Annotated in this window: 11 protein-coding genes and 2 riboswitches; of the genes, 5 read left to right on the top strand and 6 right to left on the bottom strand. The window is 62.3% G+C overall.

The window, feature by feature from the left end:
• Positions 1-43: 43 nt before the first annotated feature.
• The 4 genes from BSF40_RS22410 to cobW form a co-directional block, all read right to left on the bottom strand.
• Entirely contained in the window at positions 44-589 is a 546-nt protein-coding gene (locus tag BSF40_RS22410) for a VWA domain-containing protein (protein WP_172435736.1), read from the bottom strand.
• A gap of 119 nt (positions 590-708) precedes the next feature.
• A complete protein-coding gene (locus tag BSF40_RS22415; protein ID WP_095966798.1) occupies positions 709-1,716 on the bottom strand; it encodes an ATP-binding protein in 1,008 nt (335 codons plus the stop codon).
• A gap of 149 nt (positions 1,717-1,865) precedes the next feature.
• Positions 1,866-5,714 (bottom strand): cobaltochelatase subunit CobN, encoded by a 3,849-nt coding sequence (gene cobN / locus BSF40_RS22420; protein ID WP_095966799.1) that lies wholly within the window; start codon positions 5,712-5,714, stop codon positions 1,866-1,868.
• A gap of 3 nt (positions 5,715-5,717) precedes the next feature.
• Entirely contained in the window at positions 5,718-6,788 is a 1,071-nt protein-coding gene (gene cobW / locus BSF40_RS22425) for a cobalamin biosynthesis protein CobW (RefSeq protein WP_095966800.1), read from the bottom strand.
• A 102-nt stretch (positions 6,789-6,890) separates the two neighbouring features.
• A riboswitch (cobalamin riboswitch) is annotated at positions 6,891-7,104 on the bottom strand.
• A gap of 210 nt (positions 7,105-7,314) precedes the next feature.
• A riboswitch (cobalamin riboswitch) is annotated at positions 7,315-7,541 on the top strand.
• A gap of 121 nt (positions 7,542-7,662) precedes the next feature.
• On the opposite strand from cobW, the gene BSF40_RS22435 reads away from it, so the two are divergent.
• The 4 genes from BSF40_RS22435 to cobM all read left to right on the top strand — a co-directional run bounded on the left by BSF40_RS22435 (position 7,663) and on the right by cobM (position 9,814).
• On the top strand, positions 7,663-7,854 hold the full coding sequence (locus tag BSF40_RS22435; protein WP_007974650.1) for a CbtB-domain containing protein: 192 nt from the start codon (positions 7,663-7,665) through the stop codon (positions 7,852-7,854).
• An 11-nt stretch (positions 7,855-7,865) separates the two neighbouring features.
• Entirely contained in the window at positions 7,866-8,573 is a 708-nt protein-coding gene (locus BSF40_RS22440) for a CbtA family protein (RefSeq protein WP_007974649.1), read from the top strand.
• On the top strand, positions 8,570-8,983 hold the full coding sequence (locus BSF40_RS22445) for a cobalamin biosynthesis protein (protein WP_095966802.1): 414 nt from the start codon (positions 8,570-8,572) through the stop codon (positions 8,981-8,983). Before BSF40_RS22440 ends, BSF40_RS22445 begins: the two co-directional genes overlap by 4 nt.
• A gap of 84 nt (positions 8,984-9,067) precedes the next feature.
• The gene (cobM, locus tag BSF40_RS22450; protein ID WP_095966803.1) at positions 9,068-9,814 is read left to right on the top strand and encodes a precorrin-4 C(11)-methyltransferase; all 747 of its coding nucleotides are present in this window, start codon (positions 9,068-9,070) and stop codon (positions 9,812-9,814) included.
• A gap of 169 nt (positions 9,815-9,983) precedes the next feature.
• On the opposite strand, the gene nfuA is transcribed toward cobM, so the two are convergent.
• Both nfuA and BSF40_RS22460 read right to left on the bottom strand, forming a co-directional pair.
• Positions 9,984-10,568, bottom strand: coding sequence for a Fe-S biogenesis protein NfuA (nfuA, locus tag BSF40_RS22455; RefSeq protein WP_007912592.1), 585 nt, complete (start codon positions 10,566-10,568; stop codon positions 9,984-9,986).
• 200 nt (positions 10,569-10,768) lie between these two features.
• A complete protein-coding gene (locus BSF40_RS22460) occupies positions 10,769-13,066 on the bottom strand; it encodes a fatty acid cis/trans isomerase (RefSeq protein ID WP_095966804.1) in 2,298 nt (765 codons plus the stop codon).
• Between the two features lie 156 nt (positions 13,067-13,222).
• Here BSF40_RS22460 and metH point away from each other — a divergent pair, with 156 nt between their 5' ends.
• The gene (gene metH / locus BSF40_RS22465; protein ID WP_015094884.1) at positions 13,223-16,933 is read left to right on the top strand and encodes a methionine synthase; all 3,711 of its coding nucleotides are present in this window, start codon (positions 13,223-13,225) and stop codon (positions 16,931-16,933) included.
• Positions 16,934-17,041: the final 108 nt, after the last annotated feature.

Genomic DNA, 17,041 nt, shown 5'->3' on the forward strand with positions numbered 1-17,041 from the left:
AGCGGGCTTGCTCGCGAAGAGGCCAGCCTGGGCAAAGGAGAATTCAACCAGGCAGCAACTCGTCAATATGCCGATACTCGGCCTGCAACTGCGCCGCCAACACCCGGCTACGCCCAAGCCGGATCGGCCCGCGTTCGATGTCGATCAACAGCCCCGGACACGCAAGCGTCGGCAGCAGCGACCAGTCCTTCAGACGGCCATCGGTCAGCAGCAACAACCGCTGCTGCTCCGACGGAAAACGCTTTTGCCTTGCTGCAAGCCACCGCCCTGCTTCGCTCAATGCCGCCAGCAGCGGCGTGCCACCGCCGGCACCCAGGCCGTCGAGCCAATGGCGCAGCCCCGTGGAAGCCTTCAATCCCGGCACCTGCCACTTGGGAGCAGCACCGCTGGCCGTGAGCAACGCCAGACGTGCGCGCTGGCGATAGGCATCGTCGAACAACTGCGCCAGCAAGCCCTTGGCATCGCTCAATGCCTGATGACGGCGGGTCGATGCGGAGGCGTCGACTATCACCAGCCACAGTTCATGGGGCGAACGCGTGCGCAGTTGGAACATCAGGTCGTCGCGCTGACGCGGCCGGCCATTGAGCAAGGTGCCGGGCCAGTTGACCGAGCCACTGCGGGCTGCGTGACGCTTGCCCTGTTTGCCATGGTCCAGTCGCCCGGCTCGGGGTCTGGCATTCGCCCCCGCGTCGCAGCGAGGGCGAATGCCTAGGGCTTTTTTGGCCAGCTCGGCACTTCACGTCGGGCGCCGGTCGCCAGCGCCTGGGCAGGCAATTCTCCCCACTGGCCCTGCCCTTCACCCGGATTGTCGTTCTGCGGCGCGGTTTGTTTCGCAGTTTGAGATTGCGCAGGTGCCGGCGGCGAATGCTCGCGACGACGATGGCGCAAGGCGAACTCGGCAACGGCGTCGATATCTTCTTCGGCAATAGCGTTCGCCCCGCGCCAGGCGGCGTGAGCCCGGGCGGCACGCAGCCAGACCAGGTCGGCGCGCAAACCATCGACGCCAGCGGCAAAGCAGCGCTCGGTAATCCGGGCCAGCGCCTGGTCGTCGAGAGGAATGCTCGCCAGGGCGTTGCGTGCGTGCTGGCAACGTTCACGCAGAGACGCCTGCACCGACTCCCATTCGGCGCAGAAACCTTGCGGATCGCTGTCGAAATCCAGGCGACGACGGATGATCTGGCCTCGTTCGGTCGGCGCTGTGTGGCCACCAAGGGCGACATTCAAGCCGAAACGGTCGAGCAGCTGTGGACGCAGTTCACCCTCTTCGGGATTCATGGTGCCAATCAGCACGAACTTCGCCGAGTGCCGATGGGAAATGCCGTCACGCTCAACCAGATTGGTGCCGCTGGCGGCCACATCGAGCAGCAGGTCAACGAGGTGATCAGGCAACAGATTGACCTCGTCGACGTAGAGCACGCCACCGTCAGCCCTGGCCAGTACGCCGGGTGAGAACTGGGCGCGACCTTCCCCCAGCGCCGCGTCGAGATCGAGGGTGCCGACCAGGCGCTCTTCGGTGGCGCCCAGCGGCAATGTGACGAATTGCCCGCTGGCCAGCAGGTCCGCCAGACCGCGGGCCAGGGTCGACTTGGCCATGCCGCGCGGGCCTTCGATCAGGACTCCGCCAATTTTCGGGTCGATGGCGGTCAGGTACAGGGCCAGCTTCAAATCGTCGGCGCCGACCACGGCGCAGAGCGGGAAATGCGGGGTGTCGGTCATTGTTCTATCTCGGTCATGGTCGGTGATGTCATTGACACCTGTATCCCTGTGGGAGCGGGCTTGCTCGCGATGGCGTTTGTCCAGTCGAAGAAGATGTTGCCTGACAGACCGCTATCGCGAGCAAGCTCGCTCCCACAGGTTCAAGCGTGTCAGCTGTCTTCTTCTATATCCAGCAACAGATTCTCCAATGCCTCACGGTAGGCGCCGGGGTCTTTCCACATTCCGCGTTGTTGCGCCTCGAGCATGCGCTCAGTCATGTCGCGCAAGGCGTGGGGATTGTGTTCACGGACAAAATCCCGGGTGTCAGGGTCGAGCAAATAGGCGTCGGCCAGCAACGCGTACTGGTGATCGTCGATCAACTGCGTGGTGGCATCGAAGGCGAACAGATTATCGACGGTCGCGGCCATTTCAAACGCACCTTTGTAGCCGTGGCGCTTTACCCCATCGAGCCACTTCGGATTGGCCGCCCGGGAACGGATGACCCGGTTCAGCTCTTCCTTCAAGGTGCGAATCTTCGGCAGGTCCGGCTGACTGTGATCGCCATGATAACTGGCTGCCGCCTCGCCTTTCAGGCTTTCCACCGCCGCGAGCATACCGCCCTGGAACTGGTAGTAATCGTTGGAGTCGAGCAAATCGTGCTCGCGGTTATCCTGGTTTTGCAGCACCGCCTGCACCTGGCTCAGGCGCTGGCTGAACTGTTCTCGTGCGGCGGTGCCTTCGTCGGAACCGCCGTAAGCGTAGCCGCCCCAGTTGAGGTAAACCTCGGCCAGGTCCTCGCGGGTTTGCCACAGGCGACCGTCGATGGCGCCCTGCACGCCGGCGCCGTAGGCCCCGGGCTTGGCCCCGAAAATCCGCCAGCCGGCCTGACGTCGCGCAGCGTCTTCATCCAGCCCGGCCTGCAACAAGGCTGCACGCTCGGCACGCACCTTGGCCGCCAACGGATTGAGGTCGTCCGGCTCATCCAGGTCAGCCACCGCTTGCACCGCCGCGTCAAACAGGCGGATCAGATTGGCAAAGGCATCGCGGAAGAAACCGGACACGCGCAAGGTCACGTCGACCCGAGGGCGGTCGAGCAAACTCAACGGCAGAATCTCGAAATCGTCGACCCGCTGACTGCCGGTGGCCCAGACCGGACGCACGCCCATCAACGCCATGGCCTGGGCGATGTCATCGCCGCCGGTGCGCATGGTCGCGGTGCCCCACACCGAGAGGCCGAGCTGGCGCAGATGATCGCCGTGGTCCTGCAGGTGCCGCTCCAGAATCAGGTTGGCCGACTGGAAACCGATGCGCCACGCCGTGGTGGTCGGCAAATTGCGCACGTCCACCGAGTAGAAGTTACGCCCGGTGGGCAGCACGTCCAGGCGACCGCGACTCGGCGCACCGCTGGGGCCGGCCGGGACGAAGCGACCGCTGAGGGCGTCGAGCAGACCGCGCATTTCCGCTGGGCCGCAGGCGTCCAGGCGCGGGGCAACCACTTCGCGAAGGCTATCGATTATGGCACTCACTTCAGCCCAACCTGCCTCCTGTGGGAGCGGGCTTGCTCGCGAAAGCGGTGGGTCAATCGACATCAATGTTGAATGGTCCACCGATTCGCGAGTAAGCCCGCTCCCACAGGGGTCATTCAACACGCCCGAAATCAACTGCGCTGCATACAGTTCCAGGCGCTCGCGGGTATCACCCGCCGTGCGCCAAATCTCGTCACTGATAAGCAAAAGAGACTCGGGACGCGGTCCGGTCCATGGCTCGGCCAGCGCACAATCCAGTGGGTCAAACCCCAACGCAAACGCCTTGGCCAACGCCCGCAGCAGACTCGATTGCGCTCCTCGGCCATCGCCCCGTGGAATGCGCAACAACGCCAGCAAGGTGTCGATACGCAAACGCCCGGTGGGCGATTCGCCGAACACATGCAGGCCGTCGCGGATCTGCGACTCTTTCAAATCGCACAGGTACGTGTCGAGTCGCGGCAACCAGATCGCTGCGTCGGCATCGCTGTCGAGTTGCTCGTCCAGTTGCAGTTCACGGTCGATGTGCGAGTCACGCACCAGTTGCAGGATGTCGCGCTGCAACTCGCGCGCGCGACGCGGATCGAGCAACTGCGCTTCGTAATACTCGTCGGCCAACAGTTCGAGGTTGCGCAGCGGGCCATAGGTTTCGGCGCGGGTCAGCGGTGGCATCAGGTGATCGATGATCACCGCCTGGGTGCGCCGCTTGGCCTGGGCACCCTCGCCCGGGTCATTGACGATGAACGGATAGATGTTCGGCAGCGGCCCGAGCAGCGCATCCGGCCAACAGTTTTCCGACAGCCCCACGCCCTTGCCCGGCAGCCATTCGAGGTTGCCGTGCTTGCCGACGTGGATCACGCCGTGGGCGCCATAGGTGTGGCGCAGCCAGAAGTAAAACGCCAGGTAGCCGTGGGGCGGCACCAGGTCCGGGTCGTGATACACCGCGCTCGGATCGACCTGATAACCCCGCGCCGGTTGAATGCCGACGAAGGTCAGGCCAAAGCGCAGGCCGGCGATCATCATCCGTGCGCTGCGGCACATCGGGTCGTTTTCCGGCGCGCCCCAACGTTCGAGCACCGCCGCACGATTGGCTTCGGGCAGGGCATTGAACATCGCCAGATAGTCGTCCATTGCCAGGCTTTGCTGACACGGACGCAGGTCGAGGGTATCGAGATCGTTGCTGACGCCGCCCAGCAACTGCTGGATCAGCGCGGTGCCGCTGTCCGGCAATTCGGCCGGCAGCGGATAACCTTCGGCATGCAGTGCCCGCAGGATATTCAGCGCGGCAGCCGGGGTGTCGAGACCAACGCCATTGCCGATGCGCCCGTCGCGGGTCGGGTAATTGGCCAGAATCAAGGCGATGCGTTTTTCAGCGTTGGGCACCCGCGCCAGTTCGACCCAGCGTCGCGCCAGTTCGGCAACGAAGTCCATGCGCTCCGGTTGCGGCCGGTAGCAGACCACATCCGACTGGCTGCGCTCACTGCGCCACGCCAGGTCCTTGAAGCTGATCGGACGGCTGATGATGCGCCCGTCCAGCTCCGGCAAGGCAATGTGCATCGCCAGATCGCGCGGGCCAAGCCCCTGTTCACTGGCGCGCCAGCCCGGTTCGTTGTCCTGGGCACAAATCGCCTGGATCACTGGAATATTGCGCCGGAACGGCCGCAGGTGCGGCGCTTCGGGGCTGGACTGGGCGAACCCCGTAGTGTTCAGGATCACCGAGACGCCGGCTTCATCCAGCCAGTCCTCGACCGCGCCCAGGCAGCCGGGTTCTTTCAAACTGGCCAGCGCAATCGGCAACGGATTCAACCCCGCTGCCTGCAAGCGTTGGCAAAAAACATCGATGAAAGCGGTGTTCGCCGCCTGCAAATGCGAACGGTAAAACAGCACCGCCGCCACCGGTTGATCGGCGTGCCAGTCAGCCTGCCAGTCGCTCAGTGCGGCAGAATGTTTGTGCGGGTGGTAAATCGCCGTGCGCGGCAGGGTTTGCGGCTCGCCCCAGGTGTAATCGCGCCCCAGCCAGCGGCTGGCCAGGCAGCGGAAGAAATCCAGGGCGTTGCCCATGCCGCCTTGACGCAGAAACTGCCAGAGCCGGTCACGGTCCTCGGCGCCGACGGTGCTCAGATCACTGAGCTCCGGGTCCGGGCGGTCATCGCCCGGCACCAGAATCACCTGCACGCCGCGCTGGGACAGCTCGACCAGGCGCTCGATGCCGTAACGCCAATAGGCGATGCCGCCGTGCAGCGAAATCAGGATCACCCTGGCGTGACGCAACACCTCATCGACGTACAAATCGACCGAGGCATGGTTCTGCACCTGCATCGGGTTGGCCAGGCGCACGCTCGGGTAATCCTCGGGTAACTGCTGCGCCGCCTCGGCGAGCAGCGCCAGGCTGGAGTCGCCGCTGCACAGGACCACCAGCTCGGCGGGGGTTTGTCCAAGGTCGGCGATGTTGTCATCCGACACGAAACCGCCGGGCTGGGTCCTGAGCAGGTGCATGGGTTACACGCTGAGCGCAGCGCGCAATTGCGCTTCGAGCACGGCGGCGTCCAGTTCCTGGCCGATCAGCACCAGACGGGTGATGCGCGCCTCTTCCGCGCCCCACTGGCGGTCGAAGTGCTTGTCGAAACGCGTGCCCACGCCCTGGATCAGCAGGCGCATCGGTTTGTTCGGGACGGCGGCGAAACCTTTGACCCGCAGGATGCCGTGCTGGACCACCAACTGGGTCAGCGCGTCCATCAGCAGGCTTTCGTCGGCTTGCGGCAGTTCGATGGAGATCGAATCGAAGGCGTCGTGATCGTGATCGTCATGATCATCGTCGCCATCGTGATGATGGTCGTGGTGACTGTGGCGGCTGTCGATGTGTTCTTCGGAGCCGGCTCCCAGGCCGATCAGCACGTCCAGCGGCAGGCGACCGCTGCTGGCTTCGATGATTTTCACCGCTGGCGGCAACTCTTCGGCGACTTCCAGGCGCACGCGGGCCAGGTCGGCCGGGTTGATCAGGTCGGATTTGTTGAGAATCACCAGGTCGGCGCTGGCCAGTTGGTCGGCAAACAGCTCGTGCAATGGCGATTCGTGGTCCAGGTTCGGGTCGAGTTTGCGCTGGGCATCGACCTGGTCCGGGAAGGCGGCAAAGGTGCCGGCGGCCACGGCCGGGCTATCGACCACGGTGATCACCGCGTCAACGGTGCAGGCACTGCGGATTTCCGGCCACTGAAAAGCCTGGACCAGCGGTTTTGGCAGGGCCAGGCCCGATGTTTCGATGAGGATGTGGTCGAGATCGCCGCGACGAGCCACCAGTTCGCGCATCACCGGGAAAAATTCTTCCTGGACGGTGCAGCACAGGCAGCCGTTGGCCAGTTCATAGACGCGGCCGCTGGCTTCCTCTTCGGTGCAACCGATGGAGCACTGCTTGAGGATTTCGCCGTCGATGCCCAACTCGCCAAATTCGTTGACGATCACTGCGATGCGGCGACCCTGGGCGTTGTCGAGCATGTGCCGCAGCAGCGTGGTTTTACCCGAGCCGAGGAAACCGGTGACGATGGTGACGGGAAGTTTGGCCAGTGTTTTCATCGGATGCCCTATGGCTAATGTGGCGGGCATACAGGACGACGACCGGCAACGCAGATGCGCGTGCCTGAAGAGTTCGCCACCGGATCACCCCGCCCGGTTGAATTTGAGAATCTGTGTCGAGGCAGGTCTCCTGGCTGACGGCGTGCCGGCCTTGGGCCTGGCATTCGCTGCGCCTTCCCGCCGGCCTCATGGATTGAGCCTGCAGTGGCGTGGCAACGAACATCACCGTTCACAGTTGCGGGGGCAGCCGCGGCATTGACCGCGTTCCCTTCTTAGCTTCGACAAACGCCGAAGAACCTCGAAAGCGCAAGGCTACGCATGGTATTGGGGCGGGTCAATGTTCACGTGACTTCTGCGGTGTGCCCTTCGCGAGCAAGTCGGATCGCCGCACCGCCGCTCCCACATTTGATCGGGTTCTTTCAGAGGAAAAGGGTCAAGTGTGGGAGCGGGCTTGCTCGCGAAGAAAGCGACTCGGTTTCCAGTTGAGAACCCTTGCCAATTGACGCCCAACCCTCGCCCATGCTCTCCTACGCATCTTGTTACGGGTGCCCTTCACAGGGTGAAACGGGAAACCGGTGAATCATGTGCTTTACTCTAAAGCCATGTCAGTCCGGTGCTGCCCCCGCAACGGTAAGCGAGCGAAGCATCAGATCCACTGTGCCATTACGGCATGGGAAGGTGATGTTTTCAGGTTCAGGCCCAGGCCTTTGCCCCTCGTGAGCCCGGAGACCGGCCCGCAACATAAAGTGACCATAACGATCACTGAAACAACAAACCCGCGGTGGGCGGGCGCTGTTTGAAACCCTGCGCGCCTGGTCGTGCAGGGTTTTGCATGCGCTCTTGATTCCCCGCTGACAGACCAGAGGGAAACGCCATGTCGATCATCAGCAGCACCGGCCACACTACAGCCAGCACCACTTCTACCCTGACTCAACGTCTGACCGCCGCCGTCTGCGCGTCGATCCTGGGCGCGTGCCTTGTGTATTTCGCCGGTTTCTCGCACATCGAAGCGGTGCACAATGCCGCCCACGATACCCGTCACAGCTCCGCGTTCCCGTGCCATTGAGACCTGCTGACATGATCAAGCGTATTGCGCAAACCGCAGGTTTCACCGGGCTGCTGGCCGCCCTGTTGCTGACCCTGCTGCAAAGTTTCTGGGTCGCGCCCCTGATTCTGCAGGCCGAAACCTACGAAAAAGCCGAACCGGCTGCCGTTGAAATGCATGAACACGCCGATGGCGCGATGGCTGCCCATACCCACGACGCCGAAGCCTGGGAGCCGGAAGACGGCTGGCAGCGCGTGCTGTCGACCACTGGCGGCAACCTGGTGGTGGCCGTCGGTTTCGCCCTGATGCTGGCCGGCCTGTACACCTTGCGTGCGCCGACCAAAACTTCCCAGGGCCTGCTCTGGGGCCTGGCCGGCTATGCGACCTTCGTGCTCGCGCCAACCCTCGGCCTGCCACCTGAACTGCCAGGCACGGCCGCCGCCGATCTGGCACAACGGCAACTGTGGTGGATCGGTACCGCCGCCTCTACCGCCGTCGGTATCGCGCTGATCGTGTTCAGCCGTCACTGGCTGATGAAAGTTCTCGGTGCGGCAATCCTTGCCGTTCCCCATGTGATTGGCGCACCACAACCGCAAGTGCATTCGATGCTCGCTCCGGAGGCGCTGGAAACCCAATTCAAAATCGCTTCGCAACTGACCAACGTGGCGTTCTGGCTGGCCCTGGGCTTGATCAGCGCCTGGTTGTTCCGTCGCAAAAGCGATGGCCAATACCACGCATGACGGACGTCAGCACCGCGCCGACCCTGGTGGTCGGCCTGGGCTGCCAAAAGGGCTGCCCCGTCAGCACCTTGCTGGCGCTGCTCGACCAGGCACTGGAGGCGCACCAGATTGCGCGCCATGAAATCAAGGCCCTGGCCAGCATCGATTCGAAACGCGACGAACCTGCACTGATCGAACTGGCTCAGCAGCTTGGCCTGGAATTGCTGTACTTCAGCAGCGAACAACTGGCCCCCTATGAGCCGCAACTCAGCCATCAATCGCAAATAGCGTTTGAACGCACCGGTTGCTACGGCGTGGCGGAAAGCGCCGCACTGGCCCTGGCCGAACAACTGGCCCAGGCCCCGGCAAAACTGCTGATTCCCCGACAAAAATATGCCCAGGCAACCCTGGCATTGGCTGGCGCGGCATAAAATCCCCGATAATCCCCGCCTCGATCATGAACATTCTTCATCTGAAGCCCTGTTCAGCCCTTTTTATTCCCACAGGAACCGACGATGACCGTCTACTTCATTGGCGCAGGTCCCGGCGACCCCGAACTGATTACCGTCAAGGGCCAGCGGCTGATTCGCAGTTGCCCGGTGATCATTTATGCCGGCTCGCTGGTGCCAGCCGCGGTACTGGAAGGTCATTGTGCGGAGCAGGTAGTCAACAGCGCCGAACTGCACCTTGAACAGATCATCGACCTGTTCAAGGCCGCCCACGCCAAAGGCCAGGACGTGGCCCGGGTACACTCCGGCGATCCGAGCCTGTATGGCGCCATTGGCGAACAGATTCGCTATCTGCGTGAACTGGGCATTGGCTTCGAAATCGTCCCGGGCGTGACGGCCACCGCCGCTTGTGCAGCGCTTCTGGGTGCAGAACTGACGCTGCCGGACGTTTCACAGAGCGTGATCCTGACTCGCTACGCCGACAAGACCGCCATGCCACCCGGAGAGGAATTCGCCAGCCTGGCCCGGCACGGCGCGACCATGGCAATTCATTTGGGGGTCAATCACCTGCCGAAGATCGTTGAGGAACTGCTGCCGCATTACGGCGCCGATTGCCCGATTGCGGTGGTTCACCGCGCGAGCTGGCCAGATCAGGACTGGGTGACGGGAACGCTTGAGGACATTGCCGAAAAGGTTGCCGCCAAAGGGTTTCGGCGCACGGCATTGATTCTGGTGGGACGGGTGCTGGGCAGTGATCACTTCAGCGAATCGTCGCTGTATCGCGCGGGGCATGCGCATCTCTACAGACCCTGAAGCACTTGTGGCGAGGGAGCTTGCTCCCGCTGGACCGCGTAGCGGTCCCAACATCAGCCAATGCATTCATCACGGGAAAATGCATCGACTGATTTTGTGATGGCTATGCCATCAAGCGGGAGCAAGCTCCCTCGCCACAGCGCCGTTTTTTTATTTCGCAGCGAACACCTTAGTAGTAGGCGTTTTCTTTCTGCGTGTGGTCGGTCACGTCGCGAACGCCCTTGAGCTCGGGAATACGCTCGAGCAGGGTGCGCTCGATGCCTTCCTTGAGCGTCACGTCGGCCTGGCCGCAGCCCTGGCAACCACCGCCGAACTGCAGGACGGCGATGCCGTCTTCGACTACGTCGATCAGGCTGACCTGACCGCCGTGGCTGGCCAGCCCCGGATTGATCTCGGTTTGCAGGTAGTAGTTGATGCGCTCGTTGACCGGGCTGTCGGCGTTGACCATCGGTACTTTGGCGTTTGGCGCCTTGATGGTCAGTTGGCCGCCCATGCGGTCGGTGGCGTAGTCGACAACGGCATCGTCCAGGAAGGCTTCGCTGAAATGGTCGATGTAGGCGGTGAAGCTTTTCAGCCCCAGCGCGGTGTCTTCGGGTTTTTCTTCGCCCGGCTTGCAGTAGGCAATGCAGGTTTCGGCGTACTGGGTGCCAGGCTGGGTGATGAAGACGCGGATGCCGATGCCCGGGGTGTTCTGCTTGGAGAGCAGATCAGCCAGATAATCGTGGGCGGCGTCGGTAATGGTAATAGCGGTCATGGAAACTCCTCGCAGGCTTGGGCGCAGTTTACGCCAATCGGCGCGCCGGACAAAGTCCCAGTATTTTTGTCGGGAAAGAATTGTGGGAGCGGGCTTGCTCCGGGCGGCGTTCCGACGAAGGCGTCGTGTCAGGCGAATCAACTGCGACTGACACACAGCTTTCGCGAGCAAGCCCGCTCCCACAGGGGGTCTGCGCCTGGTCAGAGGTTCTCGAAGCGATTCATGTCCAGCACGCCCTCTTCCACCGGATCGGTCTCCTGGATGTAGCGGCTCAGGTCATGGAAATAGAACCAGAATTGCGGATGACTGCGCCGTATTCCCCAACGTTCGACGATTTTCTCAAAGCTGTCGCTATCCTTGGCGTTCTCCATCGCATCCACAAACGCCGGCACTTGCCCGGCCGGAACGTTGAACATGAAGTTCGGGTAGCTGCTGAGAACGCCCGGGAAAATCGTCAGGGTATCGAGCCCCGGCTGATAGCGCAGCGATTCGCCGAGCAGGAACGCCACGTTGCTGTGGGCCCGGTTGCGCAGCAGGCTGTAGACCTCACGCTTGCCGCTGCCGGTTTCGATGCGCAGCATGGTCGCTTCCGGCAGTTGATCAATCACTTTCAACCCCGCCGCCGGACGCGAAGTCAGGCGGCTCAACACCTGCTCGGCATTTTGCAGGCCAGGATCAATGTTCGGCCGCGAACAGTAGGCGCCATCACAGCGGTTGATCGGGTCGGGCCTGGCATTGAGGTCGCCATAACGGGTCAGCAATTGCATGGCGAAATCGCGCTTGGGATCCTGCGGATCAAGCTTCAGCGCCGTCGGTTTGTCATCGTCGATGGACTCGTAGTCCAGCCACATCTTGAATTTGCCACTGTTCTGATACCAGTCGTCGAGGTAGCCCTCCCGCGAATCGGCGGGCATCAGACGCAGGAAGTTCTGCTCGGCACCGTTACGGATCAGGTCGAAATACAGGCGCGTCTGGGCCTGATGGGACACGTTGCCGAACACATCGAAATTGACTGCCAGTTGATAGTAGGTGCGTTCCAGCAGCGGATAGTCGAACAGCCACATCGTCTGCGGCACTTCGCCGATCAGGCCTTTGGTCACCGAGGCGCTATCGAAGTGGCGAAAGATGCTCAGCAGTGCGTTGTCGTTTCCGGCCCACAGGGTCGACCAGCTCGGTGCGGGCTCGTCGGCGTAACTGTCGCGGCGCAAGGCCTCGTATTCGTTGCGTTTGTCGCGGTAGTCGTGCCACAGGGTCAGGACGCTGCCGACATCATCATTCTGCCCCGGCATCGCCAGCAAGGGCGTGGCTTGCCCGCGATAGTTCGGGTCAGTGATGTAGAGGTCGTGTTCAGGTGCCTGGAACAGCGCCCAGAAGTTATCGCGAATCACGTCCGTGGCGATCTGCCCACGACACACTGGCCCACGGATAAAGGTGCGCACGAAATACTCGGCGTTATCGAGCATGAACTGATAGCGCGCCTGGGCCGGGATCGCTTCGAAGGTGGCAAAGGGGTTGGCCCGGCTCTGCGGCCCATAGCCCGGCAGTGCATTGACCTCCCAGTTGCCGCTGTAGAACAGGGATTTGACCCGCGCCAGCTTCGCCGCACTCAGCGGATAGGTGATGTGGGTCTTGTGCACGATCACGCCCTGCACCGGCCACAGGCGGTAGTAGAACTCCGTGCCCGGATCATCGTTGGGGCGCCGGGTATTGATCAGGTCAATCGGCTGGCCGGTCGGCGTGCGCGAACGCACCCACTGGAAGAAATGCCCGGGTTCACCCTCCTTGAAGTAAAGATGGGCGAGGAACCAGTGCTCATACAGCCAGCGTCCCACCAGGCTTTGCCGGGCGCCCGGCGAATTGAGCAGGTTTTCCCACTGGATCACTTGCTGCGCTTCTTGCGCACTCGGGGCCAGGGCCTGCTGATCGATAGGTGCACCTGCGGCCAGCCAGCGTTGCAGCGTCTGGTACTGCTGGTCGGTCAGGCCGGTCACCGCCAGCGGCATGCCTTCCTTCGGGTGCGAAGCGGCGTAGCCATCGAACTGCGCGGGACTGGCACACATGTTCTCCCGGTTCAGGCCCAGGACGATGTCTTGCGGCAGCCTGGCGTTGGGTTGCAAAGGGGTGTTGTGGCCCAGTTCCAGCATCCGCGCCATCAAGGCGGCCTGGCTGCCCTGGGCATCGAGCACCGAAAAGAAGCCCTTTTGCTGCCAGGCGGCTTTGCCGGAGGCGTCCAGAAACAACCGCGTCGGCGCCACCGCTTTAGTACGGTCACCGTCGTAAACCGGGACTTTCGTTGCGCCGCGTGCCGCCCCTTCGCCGCTACCCAGGTTGAGCTGACAGGCGGCGTCGTTGCAGGCGTGGCAGGCCACGCACTTTTCAGTGAAGATCGGTTGAATGTCTCGACTGTAGGAAATGGCAGAGGAGTTCGCCGGACTTTGCGCCGCAGCGCCCCAGCTTAAAAGCATCAACACACTGCTGATGACGAAGCGATAAGACATGTCCCTGGTCCTGGATCCTGAAAAAACGCCGCGATTCTACCGGTCTGCCACCCCTGACAACATGAACGATATTCATGCAAATCCGAGTAATGCTCTAAAAGCGCACAGGTTTGCTATCATCCCGGCCCTTCGTCATGGTCTTACCGAGTAGTCCAAATGTCCGATCGCAGCGTTCGCCTTCAAGCTCTCAAGCACGCCCTCAAAGAGCGCATCCTGATTCTCGATGGCGGTATGGGCACGATGATCCAGAGCTACAAGCTCGAAGAGCAGGATTACCGTGGCAAACGCTTCGCTGACTGGCCGAGCGATGTCAAAGGCAACAACGACCTGTTGGTACTGACTCGCCCGGACGTGATTGGCGGCATCGAGAAAGCCTACCTCGACGCTGGCGCCGACATTCTGGAAACCAACACCTTCAACGCCACCCAGATCTCCCTGGCCGACTACGGCATGCAGGGCCTGGCGTATGAATTAAACGTAGAAGGCGCTCGCCTGGCACGCAAGGTCGCCGACGCCAAGACCCTGGAAACCCCGGACAAGCCGCGCTTCGTCGCCGGCGTGCTCGGTCCTACCAGTCGCACCTGCTCGTTGTCCCCGGACGTGAACAACCCCGGCTACCGCAACGTGACCTTCGATGAGCTGGTGGAAAACTACACCGAATCCACCAAAGGCCTGATCGAGGGCGGCGCCGACCTGATCCTGATCGAAACCATCTTCGACACCCTCAACGCCAAGGCCGCGATCTTCGCCGTACAGGGCGTGTTCGAAGAACTGGGCGTCGAACTGCCGATCATGATTTCCGGCACCATCACCGACGCTTCGGGCCGCACCCTGTCGGGCCAGACCACCGAAGCCTTCTGGAACTCCGTGGCCCACGCCAAGCCAATCTCCGTTGGCCTGAACTGCGCCCTCGGCGCCAGCGAGTTGCGCCCGTACCTCGAAGAGCTGTCGAACAAGGCAGGCACCCACGTCTCGGCGCACCCGAACGCCGGCCTGCCGAACGAATTCGGCGAGTACGACGAACTGCCGTCGCAAACCGCCAAGGTCATCGAAGAGTTCGCCCAAAGCGGCTTCCTCAACATTGTCGGCGGCTGCTGCGGCACCACGCCGGGCCACATCGAAGCCATCGCCAAGGCCGTGGCCGGCTATGCGCCGCGCCAGATCCCGGACATTCCCAAGGCTTGCCGCCTTTCGGGTCTGGAACCCTTTACCATCGATCGCAGCTCGCTGTTCGTCAACGTCGGCGAGCGCACCAACATCACCGGTTCCGCCAAGTTCGCCCGGCTGATCCGCGAGGACAATTACACCGAAGCCCTGGAAGTCGCCCTGCAGCAGGTCGAGGCCGGCGCCCAGGTGATCGACATCAACATGGACGAAGGGATGCTCGATTCGAAGAAGGCCATGGTGACCTTCCTCAATCTGATTGCCGGCGAACCGGACATCTCCCGCGTACCGATCATGATCGACTCCTCGAAGTGGGAAGTGATCGAAGCCGGCCTGAAATGCATCCAGGGCAAGGGCATTGTCAACTCGATCAGCATGAAAGAAGGCGTGGAGCAGTTCATTCACCACGCCAAACTGTGCAAGCGCTACGGCGCCGCGGTGGTGGTGATGGCCTTCGACGAGGCCGGCCAGGCCGACACCGAAGCGCGCAAGAAGGAAATCTGCAAACGCTCCTACGACATCCTGGTCAACGAAGTGGACTTCCCGCCGGAAGACATCATCTTCGACCCGAACATCTTCGCCGTGGCCACCGGTATCGAAGAGCACAACAATTACGCCGTCGATTTCATCAACGCCTGCGCCTACATCCGCGACGAGCTGCCGTACGCGCTGACCTCCGGTGGCGTGTCCAACGTGTCGTTCTCGTTCCGTGGCAACAACCCGGTGCGTGAGGCGATCCACTCGGTGTTCCTGCTCTACGCCATTCGCGCCGGGCTGACCATGGGTATCGTCAACGCCGGGCAGCTGGAGATCTACGACCAGATCCCGGTGGAACTGCGCGACGCCGTCGAAGACGTGATCCTCAACCGCACCCCGGAAGGCACCGACGCCCTCCTCGCCATCGCCGACAAGTACAAGGGCGACGGCAGCGTCAAGGAAGCCGAGACCGAAGAGTGGCGCAACTGGGACGTCAACAAGCGCCTGGAACATGCGCTGGTCAAAGGCATTACCACCCACATCGTCGAAGACACCGAAGAATCGCGCCTGTCCTTCGCTCGCCCGATCGAGGTGATCGAAGGCCCGCTGATGGCCGGCATGAACATCGTCGGCGACCTGTTCGGCGCCGGCAAAATGTTCCTGCCCCAGGTGGTGAAATCCGCTCGCGTGATGAAGCAGGCCGTGGCGCACCTGATCCCGTTCATCGAACTGGAAAAAGGCGACAAGCCTGAAGCCAAGGGCAAGATCCTCATGGCGACCGTGAAAGGCGACGTGCACGACATCGGCAAGAACATCGTCGGCGTGGTGCTCGGTTGCAACGGCTATGACATCGTCGACCTCGGCGTGATGGTCCCGGCGGAGAAAATCCTCCAGGTGGCCAGGGAGCAGAAGTGCGACATCATCGGCCTGTCCGGCCTGATCACTCCGTCGCTGGATGAGATGGTCCATGTTGCCCGCGAAATGCAGCGCCAGGACTTCCACCTGCCGTTGATGATCGGGGGCGCCACCACCTCCAAGGCGCACACGGCGGTGAAAATCGAGCCCAAGTACAGCAACGATGCGGTGATCTACGTCACCGACGCCTCCCGCGCGGTCGGTGTGGCGACCCAGTTGCTGTCCAAGGAACTCAAGGCCGGTTTCGTCGAGAAAACCCGCCAGGACTACATCGAGGTTCGCGAGCGCACCGCCAACCGCAGCGCCCGCACCGAACGCCTGAGCTATGGCGCGGCCATCGCCAAGAAACCACAGTTCGACTGGGCGAGCTACACGCCGGTCAAACCGACCTTCACCGGCACCCGGGTACTGGACAACATCGACCTCAACGTTCTGGCCGAGTACATCGACTGGACGCCGTTCTTCATATCCTGGGACCTGGCCGGCAAATTCCCGCGCATTCTCCAGGACGAAGTGGTCGGTGAAGCCGCCACCTCTCTGTACAACGACGCAAGGGAAATGCTGCGCAAATTGATCGACGAAAAGCTGATCAGCGCCCGCGCGGTGTTCGGTTTCTGGCCGGCCAACCAGGTGCATGACGACGACATCGAACTTTATGGCGATGACGGCAAGCCAATGGCCAAGCTGCACCACTTGCGCCAGCAAATCATCAAGACCGACGGCAAGCCAAACTTCTCCCTGGCCGACTTCGTCGCGCCCAAGGACAGTGAAGTGACCGACTACGTGGGTGGTTTCATCACCACCGCCGGCATCGGCGCCGAAGAAGTGGCCAAGGCCTACCAGGACGCTGGCGACGACTACAACTCGATCATGGTCAAGGCCCTGGCCGACCGCCTGGCCGAGGCGTGCGCCGAGTGGCTGCACCAGCAGGTGCGTAAAGACTATTGGGGCTACGCCAAGGATGAAGTGCTGGATAACGAAGCACTGATCAAGGAGCAATACACCGGCATCCGTCCGGCACCGGGTTATCCGGCCTGCCCGGATCACACCGAAAAAGCCCAGTTGTTCGCCCTGCTCGATCCGCAAGCTCAGGAAATGCGCGCCGGCCGCAGCGGCGTGTTCCTCACCGAACACTACGCCATGTTCCCGGCAGCAGCGGTCAGCGGCTGGTACTTCGCTCACCCGCAGGCGCAGTACTTCGCCGTGGGCAAGGTCGACAAGGACCAGGTGCAGAGCTACACCTCGCGCAAAGGCCAGGAGTTGAGCGTGACCGAACGCTGGCTGGCGCCGAACCTGGGTTACGACAACTAAGCGGCTCTATTGGCCACGATATTGTGGCCAACACATACCTCTGTGGGAGCGAGCTTGCTCGCGATGGCGGACTGACAGTCGCATGGATATCGACTGTTACGGCCCCAT

Origin of the sequence: Pseudomonas sp. ACN5 (genome assembly GCF_002303975.1) — a bacterium.
Classification (GTDB): Bacteria; Pseudomonadota; Gammaproteobacteria; order Pseudomonadales; family Pseudomonadaceae; genus Aquipseudomonas; species Aquipseudomonas laurylsulfatiphila.